The organism is Curtobacterium sp. VKM Ac-1393 (assembly GCF_015350995.1).
In the GTDB taxonomy this organism is placed as follows: domain Bacteria; phylum Actinomycetota; class Actinomycetes; order Actinomycetales; family Microbacteriaceae; genus Curtobacterium.
The window spans coordinates 289,542-304,891 of the sequence record NZ_JADKRW010000006.1 but is presented as its reverse complement, the minus strand read 5'-3'; the positions used below and the strand labels follow the sequence as shown (position 1 = coordinate 304,891).

At 71.6% G+C, this 15,350-nt stretch carries 14 protein-coding genes; 7 read left to right on the top strand and 7 right to left on the bottom strand.

Annotated features, from left to right (window positions below; genetic code table 11):
* The first annotated feature begins 131 nt into the window (after positions 1-131).
* The 5 genes from ITJ59_RS15035 to ITJ59_RS15015 all read left to right on the top strand — a co-directional run bounded on the left by ITJ59_RS15035 (position 132) and on the right by ITJ59_RS15015 (position 6,495).
* Positions 132-2,168, top strand: coding sequence for an aldo/keto reductase (locus ITJ59_RS15035; RefSeq protein WP_194652095.1), 2,037 nt, complete (start codon positions 132-134; stop codon positions 2,166-2,168).
* Positions 2,147-3,178, top strand: coding sequence for a LacI family DNA-binding transcriptional regulator (locus ITJ59_RS15030; RefSeq protein ID WP_194652094.1), 1,032 nt, complete (start codon positions 2,147-2,149; stop codon positions 3,176-3,178). Before ITJ59_RS15035 ends, ITJ59_RS15030 begins: the two co-directional genes overlap by 22 nt.
* A gap of 389 nt (positions 3,179-3,567) precedes the next feature.
* Complete coding sequence (locus ITJ59_RS15025) at positions 3,568-5,091, top strand: MFS transporter (RefSeq protein ID WP_194652093.1); 1,524 nt, start codon at positions 3,568-3,570, stop codon at positions 5,089-5,091.
* 235 nt (positions 5,092-5,326) lie between these two features.
* Positions 5,327-5,836 carry a flavin reductase family protein gene (locus tag ITJ59_RS15020; protein WP_194652092.1) on the top strand — a complete coding sequence of 170 codons (510 nt, stop codon included), beginning with the start codon at positions 5,327-5,329 and terminating at the stop codon, positions 5,834-5,836.
* Between the two features lie 44 nt (positions 5,837-5,880).
* Positions 5,881-6,495, top strand: a complete 615-nt coding sequence (locus tag ITJ59_RS15015; RefSeq protein WP_194652091.1) for a superoxide dismutase — start codon at positions 5,881-5,883, stop codon at positions 6,493-6,495.
* A gap of 111 nt (positions 6,496-6,606) precedes the next feature.
* On the opposite strand, the gene ITJ59_RS15010 is transcribed toward ITJ59_RS15015, so the two are convergent.
* Positions 6,607-7,176 carry a TetR/AcrR family transcriptional regulator gene (locus ITJ59_RS15010; protein WP_194652090.1) on the bottom strand — a complete coding sequence of 190 codons (570 nt, stop codon included), beginning with the start codon at positions 7,174-7,176 and terminating at the stop codon, positions 6,607-6,609.
* A 165-nt stretch (positions 7,177-7,341) separates the two neighbouring features.
* Between ITJ59_RS15010 and ITJ59_RS15005 the strand changes: the two genes are divergently transcribed.
* A complete protein-coding gene (locus ITJ59_RS15005; RefSeq protein WP_194652089.1) occupies positions 7,342-8,313 on the top strand; it encodes a carbohydrate kinase family protein in 972 nt (323 codons plus the stop codon).
* Positions 8,314-8,338: 25 nt separating this feature from the next.
* On the opposite strand, the gene ITJ59_RS15000 is transcribed toward ITJ59_RS15005, so the two are convergent.
* The 5 genes from ITJ59_RS15000 to upp form a co-directional block, all read right to left on the bottom strand.
* Positions 8,339-9,775 (bottom strand): serine hydrolase domain-containing protein, encoded by a 1,437-nt coding sequence (locus ITJ59_RS15000; RefSeq protein ID WP_194652088.1) that lies wholly within the window; start codon positions 9,773-9,775, stop codon positions 8,339-8,341.
* A complete protein-coding gene (locus ITJ59_RS14995) occupies positions 9,772-11,121 on the bottom strand; it encodes a cryptochrome/photolyase family protein (RefSeq protein ID WP_194652087.1) in 1,350 nt (449 codons plus the stop codon). The genes ITJ59_RS15000 and ITJ59_RS14995 overlap by 4 nt, the downstream gene beginning before the upstream one ends.
* A complete protein-coding gene (locus tag ITJ59_RS14990) occupies positions 11,118-11,627 on the bottom strand; it encodes a MarR family winged helix-turn-helix transcriptional regulator (RefSeq protein WP_194652086.1) in 510 nt (169 codons plus the stop codon). Before ITJ59_RS14990 ends, ITJ59_RS14995 begins: the two co-directional genes overlap by 4 nt.
* 278 nt (positions 11,628-11,905) lie before the next feature.
* Complete coding sequence (locus ITJ59_RS14985) at positions 11,906-12,676, bottom strand: winged helix-turn-helix domain-containing protein (protein WP_194652085.1); 771 nt, start codon at positions 12,674-12,676, stop codon at positions 11,906-11,908.
* Between the two features lie 495 nt (positions 12,677-13,171).
* Positions 13,172-13,807, bottom strand: a complete 636-nt coding sequence (gene upp / locus ITJ59_RS14980) for a uracil phosphoribosyltransferase (RefSeq protein ID WP_194652084.1) — start codon at positions 13,805-13,807, stop codon at positions 13,172-13,174.
* Positions 13,808-13,883: 76 nt separating this feature from the next.
* Between upp and ITJ59_RS14975 the strand changes: the two genes are divergently transcribed.
* Positions 13,884-14,315, top strand: coding sequence for a nucleoside deaminase (locus ITJ59_RS14975; protein WP_194652189.1), 432 nt, complete (start codon positions 13,884-13,886; stop codon positions 14,313-14,315).
* Between the two features lie 67 nt (positions 14,316-14,382).
* Here ITJ59_RS14975 and ITJ59_RS14970 read toward each other — a convergent pair whose 3' ends face one another.
* Positions 14,383-15,339: a cation diffusion facilitator family transporter gene (locus ITJ59_RS14970; protein ID WP_194652083.1), complete on the bottom strand. Its 957-nt coding sequence runs from the start codon at positions 15,337-15,339 to the stop codon at positions 14,383-14,385.
* Between the last annotated feature and the right edge of the window lie 11 nt (positions 15,340-15,350).

Below are 15,350 nucleotides of genomic sequence, written 5' to 3'. Positions count from 1 at the left end.
GAACGCTCACGAAGTGGTCCAGAGCATCCTCTGCGAGACACGCCGTGTCAAGCACTCGGGCGTTGATCCGCCGGGCCGAGGCGACTACCGTCGTCGTGACCGTGAAGGTTCACGAGACGACAAGGATCCGCATGTCAGCGCAGACCGCGAACACCGCCAGCACCCCGACCACGACGGTCGCCGACCGCCCCGGATGGGCCGTCCTCGGCCCGGGTGGCATCGCCCGCCGCTTCCTCTCCCAGCTGCCCGCGAGCGGCGGCGCCCTGGTGGCCGCCGGCAGCTCGTCCGCCGAGCGGGCGAAGACCTTCGCCGACGAGGCCGCCGAGCTCGGGTTCGCCGACGTCTCGGCCGCGACCTACGACGAGGTCCTCGCCGACCCGCGCGTCGACGCCGTCTACGTCTCCACGGTGCACACCGGGCACGCGCGGCTCGTCCTCGCCGCGCTCGAGGCCGGCAAGGCCGTGCTCTGCGAGAAGCCCCTCGCGCCGAACCACGGCACCGCGATGACGCTCGCCGATGCCGCACGCCAGGCGGGTCTGCCCCTGGTCGAGGCGTACATGTACCGCTTCCACCCGCAGACCGCGGCCCTGCTCGACCTCGTGCGCGACGGCGTGATCGGCGACGTCACGCACATCGACGCGTCGTTCGCGTTCCGGACCGGCGAGCGGACGGGCCGGCTGTTCGACGTCGACACCGCCGGTGGCGGGATCCTCGACGTCGGCGGGTACCCGGTCACGATGGCCGCCGCGATCGTGCAGGCCGCGACCGGTGTCGCGGTCGCCGAGCCGACGGAGCTCACCGCGACCGGCACCCTCGGGCCGACCGGCGTCGACGAGTGGACCGTCGCCCAGCTGACCTACAAGGGCGGCATCACGGCGTCCGTCCGCACCGGCGTCTTCGTGCAGGACGACAACGCGGTCGCGGTGTACGGCACCCGTGGTCGCGTCCTGCTCGCCGACCCGTGGACCCTCGGTGCCGACCCGACGATCGAGGTGCACACCGTCGACGCGGACCCGCGGACGCTGTCCTTCGCCGGCGAGCACCCCTACGCCCGCGAGGCCGACGCCACCACCGACGCCCTGCGCGCCGGCGCGGTGGAGGCATCGCAGATGACCATCGACGAGTCGCTGGCGACCGCCCGCACGCTCGACAAGTGGCGGGCCACGATCGGCCTGCGCTACCCGTTCGAGTCCGAGACCGCCGACATCCCCACGGTCAGCGGTCGTCCGCTCCGGGTCCAGGACGACAACCCCATGCGGTACGGCGAGATCCCCGGGGTCGGCAAGCAGCTGTCCCGCCTGGTGATGGGCGTCGACAACCAGCCCGACCTGGCCCACGCCAGCGCGATCTTCGACCTGTTCGTCGAGCGGGGCGGCAACGTCTTCGACACCGGGTACATCTACGGCGGTGGCGTGCTCGAGGGTCGACTCGGCAAGTGGATCCAGAACCGTGGCATCCGCGAGGACGTGGTCGTCATCACGAAGGGTGCGCACACGCCGTTCTGCGACCCCGAGTCCCTGACGAAGCAGCTGCTCGAGAGCCTCGAACGCCAGGGCACCGACTACACGGACATCTACATGATGCACCGCGACAACCCGGACATCCCGGTGGGGGAGTTCGTCGACGTCCTCGACGAGCACCGCCGTGCCGGCCGCATCCGCGTGTACGGCGGGTCGAACTGGACCCCGGCCCGTTTCGACGAGGCGAACGCGTACGCGCGGGTGAACGGCAAGCACGAGTTCGAGGTCCTCAGCAACCACTTCGGTCTGGCCGAAGCGTACGACGTGCCGTGGGACGGCTGCGAGCACGCGACCGACGCCGCGTCGAAGGCGTGGCTCGAGGAGCGTCAGGTCCCGCTGCTGCCGTGGTCGTCGCAGGCCCGCGGCTTCTTCACCGGTCGCGCGACGCCGGAGGACACCAGCGACGCCGAACTGGTTCGCTGCTACTACAGCGACGAGAACTTCGAGCGACTCCGCCGCGCACGTGAACTCGGCGACCGCTTCGGCGTCCCCGCCACGGCGATCGCTCTGGCGTACGTGCTGCACCAGCCGTTCCCGACGTTCCCGCTCTTCGGACCGCGTACGATCACGGAAGCCCGATCGTCCATGACGGGCCTCTCCGTCGACCTCACCCCGGAACAGGTGGCATGGCTGGACCTCCGCGACTGACCCGGTCGCCACCGGACGGCACGCCCCCCGGCGGCCGCGCGACGATCATCGACGTCGCTGCGGCCGCCGGGGTCTCCCGGCAGACGGTCACGCGCGCGATGAACGGCATGTCCGGCATCAGCGCCACCACGAAGGAGCGGGTGCTCGCCGTCGCGGCGTCACTCGACTACCGACCGTCGCGGTTCGGCCGCGGCCTGGTCACCGGCGGCGACCACCAGCTCGGCCTCGTCGTCAACGACCTGCGGAACCCGTACACGCCGCAGCTCGCCTCCGCGGTCTTCCGGCTCGCCGCCGAGCAGGGCTGGAACGTCATGCTCGCCGACGTCGACCTGGCGAGCGACGCGGACCGGATGGTGCAGGCCCTCGGTGCGCAGACCGACGTGGTCATCGGCTACCTCGGCTCCCGCCGGCACCGCTGGAGCGAGGTCCTCGGCAACGTGCCGATGGTCGAGCTCGACCCGTCCTCGGACCCACCGACGGCGGCGGTGTGGATCGATCCCTCCGATGCGATCGAGACCCTCGCCGACCACCTGGTGGCGACCGGGGTGCGGCATCCGCTCGTGCTCGACAACTCGTCGGCAGGGCACCCGAGCGCGCGCGGTGTGCTCATGCTGGACGCCCTGCGTCGGCGCGGCTACCTGCCAGAGCTCGTGCACGCAGCGCACGGCACGGCCGAGTGCGGTGCCGAGGAGACGGTGCGGATCCTGGCACGGAAGCGCCGACTCGACGCGATCCTGGCCTTCAACGACGTGATGGCACTCGGGGTGCTGCAGGCGTGCCGGCGTGCGGGTGTCGACGTCCCCGGCGACGTCCGGGTGGTGGGCGTCGACGGGCTCCCGCTCGGAGCGCTCGTGTCGCCGACCCTGACGACCCTGGCGGTCGACCTCGACGCCGTCGCACGCGAGGCCCTCGACCTGGCCCTCGGCATGCTCGCCGGCGAGCTCCCGCGCCACGGCGCCGCGGTGCAGCGCACCGTGCGGCACAGCCTGCTGCTCCGCGACTCAGCCTGACGACGCTCGCCCGCCCCGTCCCGCCGCGCCCCGCCCCCGCCCGCCCGCCCCGAGGTTCCGAAATCTCGGCATGTCGGCGCTCGTGGCGCCTGACATCGGAACCTCGGCGGAGTCCACGCGGCGTGTTGTGGAACCCCGGCACCGGACGCGAGTCGTGCCGCAGCTCCGGCCTCCCGCCCTGGGCGGGACCAGGGGGCGGCCGGGAGGCCCGTGGCGGGCCCGCCACGCGCCTCCAGGCCGTCTCTTGGTTGCATTTGCAACCATAACCGTCCAGACGGTACACTGGCGGAGTCCTGACGGGGCGCGTGTCCATCCCGCGTCCCGTCTCGTCTGCCCCACGCACCGCCCGCCGTCGACCAGGTCCGGCTCGAAGTCCCCAGGAGTCCGCCGTGTCCGCACTGCTCACCAGCCCCATCGCCACCCGCGTCACCGGGAGCCGCGCCCGACGGTTCCTTGCGCTCGCCGTGCTGATGCTGCCGGTCCTGCTCATCTCGGTGGACAACACGATCCTGAGCTTCGCGCTGCCGTCGATCAGCCGCGCGCTCAACCCGGACGCCACCACGCAGCTCTGGATCGTCGACGCGTACCCGCTCGTCCTGGCCGGCCTGCTCGTCGTGATGGGGAGCATCGGCGACCGCATCGGGCGCCGCAGGATCCTGGTGATCGGTGCGACCGGCTTCGCGCTGTTGTCCGTCGCGGCGGCCTTCGCGACCGACGCCTGGATGCTCGTCGCGGCCCGCATCGCGATGGGCGTGTTCGGCGCGATGCTCATGCCCGCGACGCTCTCGATCATCCGCAACGTCTTCGTCGACGCGGGGGAACGGCGGATGGCCCTGGCGGTCTGGTCGACCATGTTCGCAGCCGGCAACGCGCTCGGACCGCTCGTCGGTGGGACCCTGCTCGCGCACTTCCACTGGGGCAGCGTCTTCTTGGTCGCGGTGCCGATCCTGGTGCTCATGCTCGTCGGCGTGGCGTTCTGGGTGCCGGAGTCGCGCGACCCGATGCCCGGGCCGGTCGACGTGCCGAGCATGTTCCTGTCGCTCGGAGCGCTGGCACCGATCGCCTGGGCGATCAAGTCGTTCGTGCACCCGGATGAGCGCGGGTTCGCCGTCGCGATGCTCGCCGTGGGTGTCGTCTGCGGCATCGCGTTCGTCCGTCGGCAGTTGCGCTCCCGCACGCCGATGCTCGACCTGCGCCTGTTCCGCAGCACGGCCTTCACCGGCAGCGTGCTCATGAACCTGATGGCGATGTTCTCGCTCACGGGCTTCCTGTTCTTCATCGCACAGCACCTGCAGCTCGTGGCGGGACTCGACCCGTTCGCGTCGGGTGTCGTGCTGATCCCGGGTTCCGTGCTCACGATCGTCGCCGGGATCGCGGTGGTGCCGATCGTCGCCCGTGTCGCACCGCGCTGGGTCGTCTCGGTCGCGCTGCTGTTCTCGGCGGCGGCGTACGCCCTCGTCGCGGTCCTCGGGCACCACGCCTCGATCGCCGCACTGGCGTTCGCGTTCGTGCTGCTCGGCATCGGCATCGGGGCGTCCGAGACCGTCACGAACGACCTCATCATCTCGACCGCTCCGGCGGACAAGGCCGGTGCGGCCTCCGCGATGTCCGAGACGGCGTACGAGATCGGCGCGGTCCTCGGCACGGCGGTGCTCGGCACGATCCTGGCGAGCACGTACCGGGCGCACGTCGTGGTGCCGGGCGGGCTGAGCTCGACGGCGCACACCGCGGCGCAGGAGACCCTCGGTGGGGCGGTGTCGGCCGCGTCGTCCCTGGGCGGATCGGCCGGGCAGGCGCTCCTCGAGTCCGCGCGGGCCGCGTTCGACTCCGGGGTGACGATCACGGCGGGCGTCGCCGCGGTGCTCATGGTGATCTCGGCCGCCGGCGCCGTCGTGCTGCTCAAGCGTCGCTGACGTCCGCCGCCGGGGGCGTCCGCCGACCGGCGCTGACGTCCGCCGCCGGGGGCGTCCGCCGACCGGCGCTGACGTCCGCCGCCGGGGGCGCGGGCTGCGTCACACGGCGTCATGCGGCACGCCCGGGAACCGTCGAACCTGTGAATCGTTGACCTCAACCATGGTTCAGGTCATACGTTGGGAGCTGCCCGCCCAGTGATGGCACACCCCTCCCGAAGGAACGACGACGAACACCATGCCCGACGAAGCCCCGGCGAACATCGCCGACGCGTACAAGTCCGCGTTCCGCGGGCACCCGGCCGGCGTCGCCGTCATCACCGCGGAGGGGCCCGACGGCCCGACGGGGCTGACGGCGTCGAGCGTGGCGAGTGTCGCGGTCGACCCGCCGGTGCTGGTCTTCTCGCTCTCCACGAACTCCGGGTCCGCCGGCGTCATCCTCGGAGCCCCTGTCTTCGTGGTGCACCTGGTCGACTCGCTCAGCGTCGCCGTGGCGCGCCGCTTCGCCTCGACCGGCAGCCCGGCGGCCGACGACCCGATCTGGGGCACGCTGCCTTCGGGGGACCACTACCTGCCCAGCGCCGCCAGTGCCCTGCGGTGCCGTCCGCTCTCCACGACCCCGATCGGCAGCTCGACCGTCGTCGTCGCCGAGGTCCTCGACATCGTCGTCGGCCTCGAGCACGGCGAGCCGCTGGTCTACCACAACCGGGAATTCCACTCCCTCACCGATCGTTCCCGGCTCTCGTGAGCCGCGGAATCCCATCCGCAACCCACTGATCGAAAGGACCTCACATGGCTGAGTACACCCTGCCGGAGCTGCCGTACGACTACGCCGCACTCGAGCCGCACATCAGCGGCAAGATCATGCAGCTGCACCACGACAAGCACCACCAGGCCTACGTGACCGGAGCGAACACCGCGCTGCAGCAGCTCGGCGAAGCGCGCGAGTCGGGCAACTTCGGTGCGATCAACAAGCTCGAGAAGGACCTGGCGTTCCACCTCGGTGGCCACGTCAACCACTCGATCTTCTGGACCAACCTCGGCCCGGACACCAAGGTCCCCGAGGGCGAGCTCGCCGCGGCGATCGACGAGTTCTTCGGATCGTTCGAGAAGTTCCAGGCACAGTTCGCCGCCGTCGCGAACGGCATCCAGGGCTCCGGCTGGGCAGTCCTGGCCTGGGACACCGTCGGCCAGAAGCTGACCACGTTCCAGCTGTTCGACCAGCAGGCCAACGTGCCGTTCGGCCTCGTGCCGGTCTTCCTGCTCGACATGTGGGAGCACGCCTTCTACCTCGACTACCTCAACGTCAAGGCGGACTACGTCAAGGCCGTCTGGAACATCGTCGACTGGGAGAACGTCGCGGCGCGCTTCGCCAACGCGAAGTCGCAGTCGTTCGTGACGGTCTGATCCACCGACCGCGGGTCGCGTGACGCGACCGACGGACAGACGGGAGGCACGGTGCCAGCTGGCACCGTGCCTCCCGTCCGTCGTCCGGTCGCAGTCTCGAGCCGTTGCTGCTCACGATGCGGCGATGCGTGATTCCAGGCGGTCGGCGATCGCGCGCAGGGCGGCGTCCGTGTCGGTGCGTTCCCGGTCGACGATCGCGGCCCACTGCGCGCCGCGTGCGGCCATCACCGCGGTCCGCGCAGCCTGTTCGGCGGCGTCGCCGTCGTGGTCGTGTGCCCGGCACCACGCGCTGATCGCGGCCACGCGGTCGCGGTGCAGCGTGCGTTGTCGGACGCCGCCATCGAGTGCCTCGACCGCTCCGAGCTCGAAGGTCAGCCGTGCTGCCAGCGCCCGGTGCGGCTCGTCGAGGCCCCCGAAGGTCGCCACCAGGTAGTCGCCGAGCGCGTCGTGGTCGGCGGACGGGTCGAGGGCGGCGTTGCAGACCGTGTCGGTGAGGTGTTCGACGACCGAGTCGATGAGCGCATCGCGCGAGCCGAAGTGGTACACGATCGGGTACGCACTGGTGCCCAGGACCCGGCCCAGGCTGCGGACCGAGACGTCTTCGAGCTTGGTGTCGAGCAGGTGCTGCGTGACCTTCTCGAGGATCGCCGGCTTGAGCGTCGGGTCGGGCTTCCGGGGCATGGCATCTCCGTCGGATCGGCGGCGGCGGTCACTCGACCGTGCACGCGGTGGCATGGAGTATGTTACCGGTCGCACGGTCGGGTAGCGACCGTCGGCCTTCGACGCTCCCCGCGCTGTACGGCCCCGAAAACGGAGCTTTGCTCGGTTCCACGTAGACTGGGAGCGATGTCCATGCCGCAAGAGGCCTCCGTGCCCGTGTCGCGGCCCGAGGGCACCCGTGCCGGGCGGGTGGTCGCGGGCCGTCGTCGCGGTGCCGGAAAACGCTTCCTGGTCGTCGGCGACGTCCTGGACGGCGTCCTCGTGCAGACCACCGCACACACCATGGGCGTCCACGACCCCGCGGCGGTGATCCGCCACCGTCCCACCGGTGCCGCCGGCAACACCGCTGCGTGGCTCGGCTGGTTGGGGGCCGAGGTCGAGATCGTCGCCCGTGTCGGTGTCGACGACGTCTACCGGCACGAGCGCTCCCTGGAGGACGCCGGGGTCCGCCCGCACCTGCGGTACGACGCGTTGACCTCGACCGGCGTCGTGGTGTCGGTGCGCAACGACAGCGGGCGGACGGCGATGTCCGACCCGGCGGCGAGCGGGAAGCTCACCGCAGCGGACGTCCCCGAGGCCGTGGCGCAGCGGGCGGACATCGTGCACCTGACCGGGCACGCGATGCTCGGGGGTGGCGCGGACCGCATCGCGTCCCTGGTCGCGCGTGCCCGGAGCGGCGCGGCACGCGTGTCGCTCGACCCGTCCTCGGCGTCGATCGTCCGGTCGGTCGGGCCGGCGGACTTCCTCGACGCCCTCGCCGGGGTGGACGTCGTCTTCCCCGGCCGCCAAGAGGCCCTCGAACTGACCGGCACCACCGACCTCGACGACGCCGTGCGACGCCTGACCGAGCACGTGCCGCTCGTGGTGGTCACGATCGGGGCCGACGGCGTGCTCGTCGGCCGGCGCGGCAAGCGCACGCAGCGCGTCCCCGCCACCCCGGCGACGGTCGTCGACACCGTCGGGGCCGGCGACGCGTTCGTGGCGGGGTTCGTCCGCGCGTGGGCCACCGATCCGGTGCGGGTCGGTGCAGCGGCGCGCGAAGGGACCCGGGTCGCCGCGCGTGCCCTCGGGTTCGTGGGCGGTCGCCCGCCGGTCTGACGGCGATGCGTGGACCGCCCGGGCGTCAGCGTTCTGCGGGCTCCGCCGTGACGGTCAGGGTCTGGACTCGACCGCTCGCCGCGGGGGCCAGTCGGATCTCGACGCGGAGCCGCCCGCAGGTGCCGGGCAACCACCAGCGCAGGTGCGAGGGGGCAACGGTCTGTTCGGCGACGGGGTCGGCCGTCACGTCGGCGCCGACCTCGGCGACCGCGGCGGCGACGGCACGCCGACGGCGGTCGTAGGGCACGTCCATCGCCACGTTGGGCGTGCACAGCGCGTCCGCCACGTCGTCCCGCCAGTCGGCCAGGAGGCCCGTGACGGCAGCCTGCGCGGCTCGCGTGGCCTGGATGGTCGGGCCGGTGCCGACGGGTCGTGCCCGCCCGTCGGAGGACGTCGTCCGTGCGGACTCGAGGAGCACGTCGTGCGCCTGCTGCGCGGCGACGGAGACCTTCGCCTGCGTGGCGTTCTCGAACGCGACGACACCGAGGCCGGTCTGCGTGGACCACCGCATGTGCGCCGAGAACCCGGGGTAGCCGCCGGAGTGTGAGACGAGCTCGCCGAACCGGTCGTCCTGCTCGACGAACAGCCCGAACCCGTAGGCCGTGGCCCGCGACGATCCGGGTACCACGGCGGACGGCACCACCCGCATCGCCTGCTGCATGAGTCGGCGGTCCGCCGGGGACACCGGGCCGGGCTCCGGCGAATCGGAGGACGCGGAGGCGAGGTGTGTCGCCCAGCGTGCGAGGTCGTCGACGGTCGAGAAGAGTCCGCCGATCGACGAGAACGCACCGGGCCCGGTCATCGGCAGGGGTTCCCAGTCGCCGTCGTGCGGGCGGAACCCGGTGACGACGTACCCGTCCGACGCGGCGGCGCTGAACACCGTGGCGTCGAGGCCGAGCGGACGGAGCACGGTGTCGCGCGCGGCCTCGGTGAACGGACGCCCGGTGACCACCGCGACGACCCGGCCGAGCAGTGCGTAGCCGAGGTTCGAGTACGCGAACCGGGTGCCGGGCACGGAGTCGAACAGCAGCCCACCGCGCAGGACGTCGTCGAGCTCGGCGTCGGTGATCGACTCCTGCCGGTCCGCCCAGGGGTCGTCCGTGGGGAAGCCCGCGGACATCGTCAGCAGCATCCGGACCGTGGGCACGGGGGAGTCCGGCGTCGGCAGGCCGACGGCGGCGAACGCGGGGACGAACTCCGTGATCGGGGTGTCGAGTGACAAGCGGCCGTCAGCGACGAGCGTCAGCAGGGTCGCCGCGGTGACGCTCTTGGTGCACGATGCGATCCGGTACACGCTGTCGGCATCCGGGCGCTGTCCGTCACCGCGGTCGCCGTGGCCACCCGACGCGACGAGGCCGGTCCGGTCGAACACGCCCCACGCACTGCTCGGCGCGACGCCGCGCTCGACGCGGTCACGGAAGACCGCGTCGACCTGTCCAACGACGGTGTCCCACCGGTTCATGACCGACGCATCTGTTCGTAGGCGTCGAGCGCACGCTGGCGCGTGGCCTTGAGGTCGACCATCGGCTCGGGCCGGAGCTCCTCTGCCGGGACCCACCGGTGCACGTACTCGCGGTGCGGGTCGAAGCGCTCGAGCTGCCGGTCGGGGTTGAACACCCGGAAGTACGGTGCGGCGTCGAACCCGGACCCCGCGACCCACTGCCAGTTCGCCGGGTTGTTCGCGGCGTCGGCGTCGACCAACGTGTCCCAGAACCACTGCTCGCCGACCCGCCAGTCGACCAGCAGGTTCTTCACCAGGAAGCTGCCGGCGGCCAGGCGCACGCGGTTGTGCATGACCCCGGTGTGCCAGAGCTCGCGCATGCCTGCATCGACCAGGTCGAACCCGGTCGTGCCGGTGCGCCAGCGGTCGAGCTCGGCTTCGGACACGTCGCGCCACGGGAAGGCGTCGAACCCGCGGCGGACGTTCACCGTCGCGATGTCGTCGCAGTGGAAGTACTCGTTCCAGTTGAACTCGCGCCACGCCAGCTGTCGCAGGAACGCCGAGGCGTGCTGACGCTGCGCGGGCTCGAGTCGCTCGTGCAGCCGGTGCCACACCTGGTACGGGCTGATCTCGCCCCACCGCAGGTACGGGGACAGGCCGCTGGTGGACTCCATCGCGGGTTCGTCGCGCTGGTCGTAGTCCTCGAGCGCGTGCTCGACGAAGTGCTCGAGCTGCCGTTGCGCCCCCTGCTCGCCGGGCGTCCACGAGTCACGGAGCCCGCCGGCCCAGTCGGGACGGGTCGGCAGCAGCCCCCAGTCGTCGAGGGTGTCGCCGTCGACGGACGCCGGCGCGGGCAGGTCGCGGGGCTTCGGCAGCGGGTGCCGGGGTTCCGGCATCGCCTGCACGGCGTTCCAGAACGGGGTGAAGACCTTGTACGCCTCGCCCTGGCCGGTCAGGACCGTCCACGGTTCCCAGAGCAGGTTCGCGGCGAAGCTGTGCGCTTCGGTGCCACGGTCGTGCAGTGCGGCCTTGATGCCGGCGTCGACGTCGCGTTCGGCAGGGCCGTACCGACGGTTCCAGTAGACGGCGTCGGCACCGCTGTCGGCGACGAGGGCGTCGATCACGTCCGCAGCGGCGCCCCGGCGCAGGACGAGCCGGGAGCCGCGCTCCTGCAGTTCCGCGTCGAGGGCGGACAACGAGTGGTGGATCCACCAGCGACTGGCGGCACCGATCGCCCGGATGCCCGGGGAGTCCTCGTCGAGGACGTAGGCCACCGTGACGTCGCCGCCGTGGTCGATCGCGGCGCGCAGCGCGGGGTTGTCGGCCAGCCGCAGGTCGTCCCGGAGCCAGACCAGTGCGCCGGTCACACCGGTGCCGGATCGGACTCGGAGACGGTTCGTGCGACGGCACGACGGCCGGAGGTGCCCGCCGCGAGCCGCAGTTTCGTGCAGAGCTCGGTGAGCGTGCGGAGTTCGGCATCGGTCAGACCGGCGCCGACCTGCTGCGCGATGCTCGCCGCGTGCTGCACCGCCACCTGACGGTAGACGTCGAAGCCGTGCGCGGTGAGGGCCACGATCACGCCACGGGCGTCGGACGGATCCGGCTGCTTCTCGACGATCCCGCGGGCGAGGAGCCGGTCGACCAGGCGGCTCACGCTCGGCTGGGTCAGGAGCAGGTGCCCGGTGAGGTCACGCATCCGGCAGCGTCGGCCCGGCTGCGTCGACAGGTTGAAGCAGACGTCGTACTCGTTGAAGGAGATCTCGCCGCCGGGGAAGTCGGCGTTGAGACTCCGCATCACGGTGACCTGGGCGCGGAACAGCGCTTCCCATGCAGCGACGGCGGTTGCCTTCTCACTGCGGCGTGACTCGCTCACGATCGCGTTCCCCTCTGGTCGGACGGTCTGCCCACACTACCGACGGCCCCCGACAGCCGCGTACCCGACATGCATGCGCTCCGACATGCACGAGGGCCGGCCGCTCTTCCGAGCGACCGGCCCTCTCCCTTGCACCAAGAGTGTCCTGCAATCACATTCCGCAGGCGGTGCCACAGCAAACACCGTCTGCACGACCGACTGTATAACGAAGCGGTAACGGCGCGCTAGCCTCCCCGCACGTCGTTCGCTGCGAGTTCACCAAGAGCGGCCGGTGTGGATCAGAAGAGGTCCGGCGACGGCGTCGAGGCGTAGCGCACGGCCACGTCGGCGTGCCGGTCGAACCGGTAACCCACACCGCGGACGGTGCGGACGATCTCCTCGAAGGCGCCGAGCTTGGAGCGGAGTCGACGCACGTGCACGTCGATCGTGCGCTCGTTCGGGGTCTCGTCCTCGCCGTCCGACCACAGGCCGTCGATGATCGCCGAGCGGTCCACGGTCTGTCCTTCCCGCAGGACGAGGAACTGCAGGAGCTCGAACTCCTTGTAGGTCAGGGGTGCTGCCTCGCCGTCGAGCGTGACCCGCTTCCGGGAGATGTCGATGACGACACCCGTCTCCTCGGGTTCGGGCTTCTCGGCCTGCTTGCGCGCGGCGACCGCGGAACGGTCCTGCAGCGCGAGCCGGACGACGTCGACGTCGCGCCCACCGGACTGCTCGGCGGCGACGGCGACGGCCGCGTAGGTCTCCGAGTTCGGGACCAGCTGTGCCGTCAGGGCCTTGAGCTGCTCGACCACGGCCGCGAGCGTGGTGCCGGCGGCGGCGGCCTTCGCTTCGTCGATCCCGACGTACAGGGCGAACCCACGAGCCTCGGTCCCTTCCGGCAGGGAGCGGTTGCGCTGCGGGGCCACGACGGGGCTGGTCGGCACGGTGGTCTGCCCGGCGGCGGCCGGCGAGGCCGGACGCGGCCGGATCGGCGTGACGGTGCCGAGGTCGGTCGGCGCGGGGGCGGCGGAGCGGAGCACGGTGCGGGGCTGGGCGATGGTGAGCGACATGGTGGTTCTCCGGGCGATGTGGCCGGTGCGCGTGTGGCGCTGCGGCGGTGTCGAATGCGTCGACCCGGGTACGGCGGAACGCCGGTGCCCTGCGGTCCTGCTGCGGACCGGGGCTGACCCGAGGGGAACGGGAGACAGACCTCGTGACGTGGTGCGCGTCGCCGACGGTGTCCGTCACCCGGGGATCACACGCTCGCGACCGGGGTGGTGTCGCGGGGGATCCGGCTGGAACGGGTGCCGATCAGGCACACATTCGACAACGCATGACGGCAGCCGGCATCATCATGCCGGCAGTCCCCTGGACCTCGGAGAGGACGCGGGTGGACAGGGTTGCAGTCATGTGACGAGTATCGGCGGTATACCAACACGGTGTCAACCGTCCGAGCGGACGGTGCGTTCCGCGCACCGGTGGCCATCGACCGGACTGACGGACGACGGGAGGCCCGTGGCGGTGTCGCCACGGGCCTCCCGTCGATCGTGGGTGACGTCGACTGCCTACTCGGCCAGACCGTAGAGACGGTCGCCGGCGTCGCCGAGACCGGGCACGATGTAGCCGTTCTCGTCGAGCTTCTCGTCCAGGGCGCCGAGCACGATCGAGACGTTGCGGTCGCCGACGGCCTGCTCGACCATCGCGAGCCCCTCGGGGGCGCCGAGGATGCACACGCACGTGACTTCTTCGGCACCGCGTGCGAACAGGAAGTCGATCGCGGCGGCGAGGGTGCCACCGGTCGCGAGCATCGGGTCGAGCACGAAGCACTGGCGGCCGGTCAGGTCGTCGGGCAGGCGCTCGGCGTAGGTCTGCGGCTCGAGGGTCTCCTCGTTCCGGGCCATGCCGAGGAACCCGACCTCGGCCGTCGGGACGAGCTTGACCATGCCCTCGAGCATGCCGAGCCCGGCACGCAGGATCGGGACGACGAGCGGACGCGGCTTGGCGATCGAGACGCCCATGGTGTGCGCCACCGGGGTGTCGATCGGCGTCGCGGTGACCCGGACGTTCCGCGTGGCCTCGTACGCGAGGAGCGTGACGAGCTCTTCGGTCAGCGCGCGGAACGTGGGGGAGGGTGTGGTCCGGTCGCGGAGCACCGAGAGCTTGTGGGTGATGAGCGGGTGGTCGGCGACGTGGACTCGCATAGGGTCGAGCCTACCGTGCTGCCGACCGCCAGGAGGTCCCGTGGAAGCGCCAGCTGCCCGCCCGTTCGTCCCGGCGATGGAACGCGCGCTCGACGAGGCCCGCGCGTGCCTGGCGACCGGCGACGTGCCCGTCGGCGCGGTGGTGCTCGACCGTGACGGAGCGGTGGTGGCCGTCGGCCGGAACGAACGCGAAGCGCTGCAGGACCCGACCGCCCATGCCGAGGTGCTCGCGCTCCGGGCCGCGGCCGCGGCGACGGGGGACTGGCACCTCGACGAGCACACGCTCGTCGTGACCCTCGAGCCGTGTCCGATGTGCGCCGGGGCGATCCTGGCGGCGCGCGTGCCGCGGGTCGTGTTCGGTGCGTGGGACCCCAAGGCGGGCGCGAGCGGGAGCGTCTACGACATCGCGCGGGACCGGCGGTTGCCGCACCGGTCCGAGGTCGTCGGCGGCGTGCTCGAACGGGAGTGCGCCGCGCTGCTCGACGCGTTCTTCGCCGAGCGGCGCTGAGTCGAGCGGCGCGGAGTCGAGCGGCGCTGAGTCGAGTGCGCTGTCGAGCGCTGCTGTCGCGCTGTGCTCAGTCGGCGGTCAGGATGACGATCGCCTCGGTCGGCGGGCGCGGGCCGGTGCGGAGCACGTCGGGTTCGACGTAGATCACCCGGGCGATCGGCACCGCGGAACGCACCCGGTGCTCGACCGTGTCGATGCCCGCGGCGACGTCCCCGAGTCGGCGGTCCCCGTCGACGGCGACCTTCACGCCGACCATCAGTTCGTCGGGACCCAGGTACAGGGTCTTGATGTGGATGATCGAGTCGACCTCGGGGCCGTCGAGCACCGCGTGCTTGATCCGCTCGACGTCGGCGGCGGTCGCGCCCTCGCCGACGAGCAGGCTCTTCGTCTCGATGCCCAGCACGACCGCGACCGCGATGAGCAGGGCGGCGATGCAGATCGTGCCGATCGCGTCGAACACCCCGTTGCCGGTGATCGCGGTCAGCCCGACGCCGAACAGCGCGAAGACCAGACCGAGGAGCGCCGCGGTGTCCTCGAGCATGACGACGGGCAGCTCCGGCGCCTTGGCGCGGCGGACGAACTGCACCCAGCTCTGCGAGCCCTTCTGCGGCCGGGCCTCTTTCAATGCGGTGCGGAGCGAGAAGCCCTCGAGCCCGATCGCGATGACGAGCACGACGAGCGGCAGCCACCAGTTCTCGAGCGGGTGCGGGTGGGTGAGCTTCTCGATCCCCTCGTAGAGCGAGAAGACGCCACCGACGGAGAACAGGATGATCGAGACGACGAAGGCGTAGACGTAGCGCTCGCGGCCGTAACCGAACGGGTGCTCCTCGTCGGCGGCGCGCCTGGCCCGGCGACCGCCGAGCAGCAGGAGGAGCTGGTTCGCGGAGTCGGCCAGGGAGTGCACGCCCTCGGCCAGCATCGACGCGGACCCGCTGATCGCCGCCGCGACGAACTTCACGATCGCGATCCCCACGTTCGCACCGAGTGCGGCGAGGATCGCCTTCGTGCCTCCAGAAGCGCTCACAGCTGTCCCCT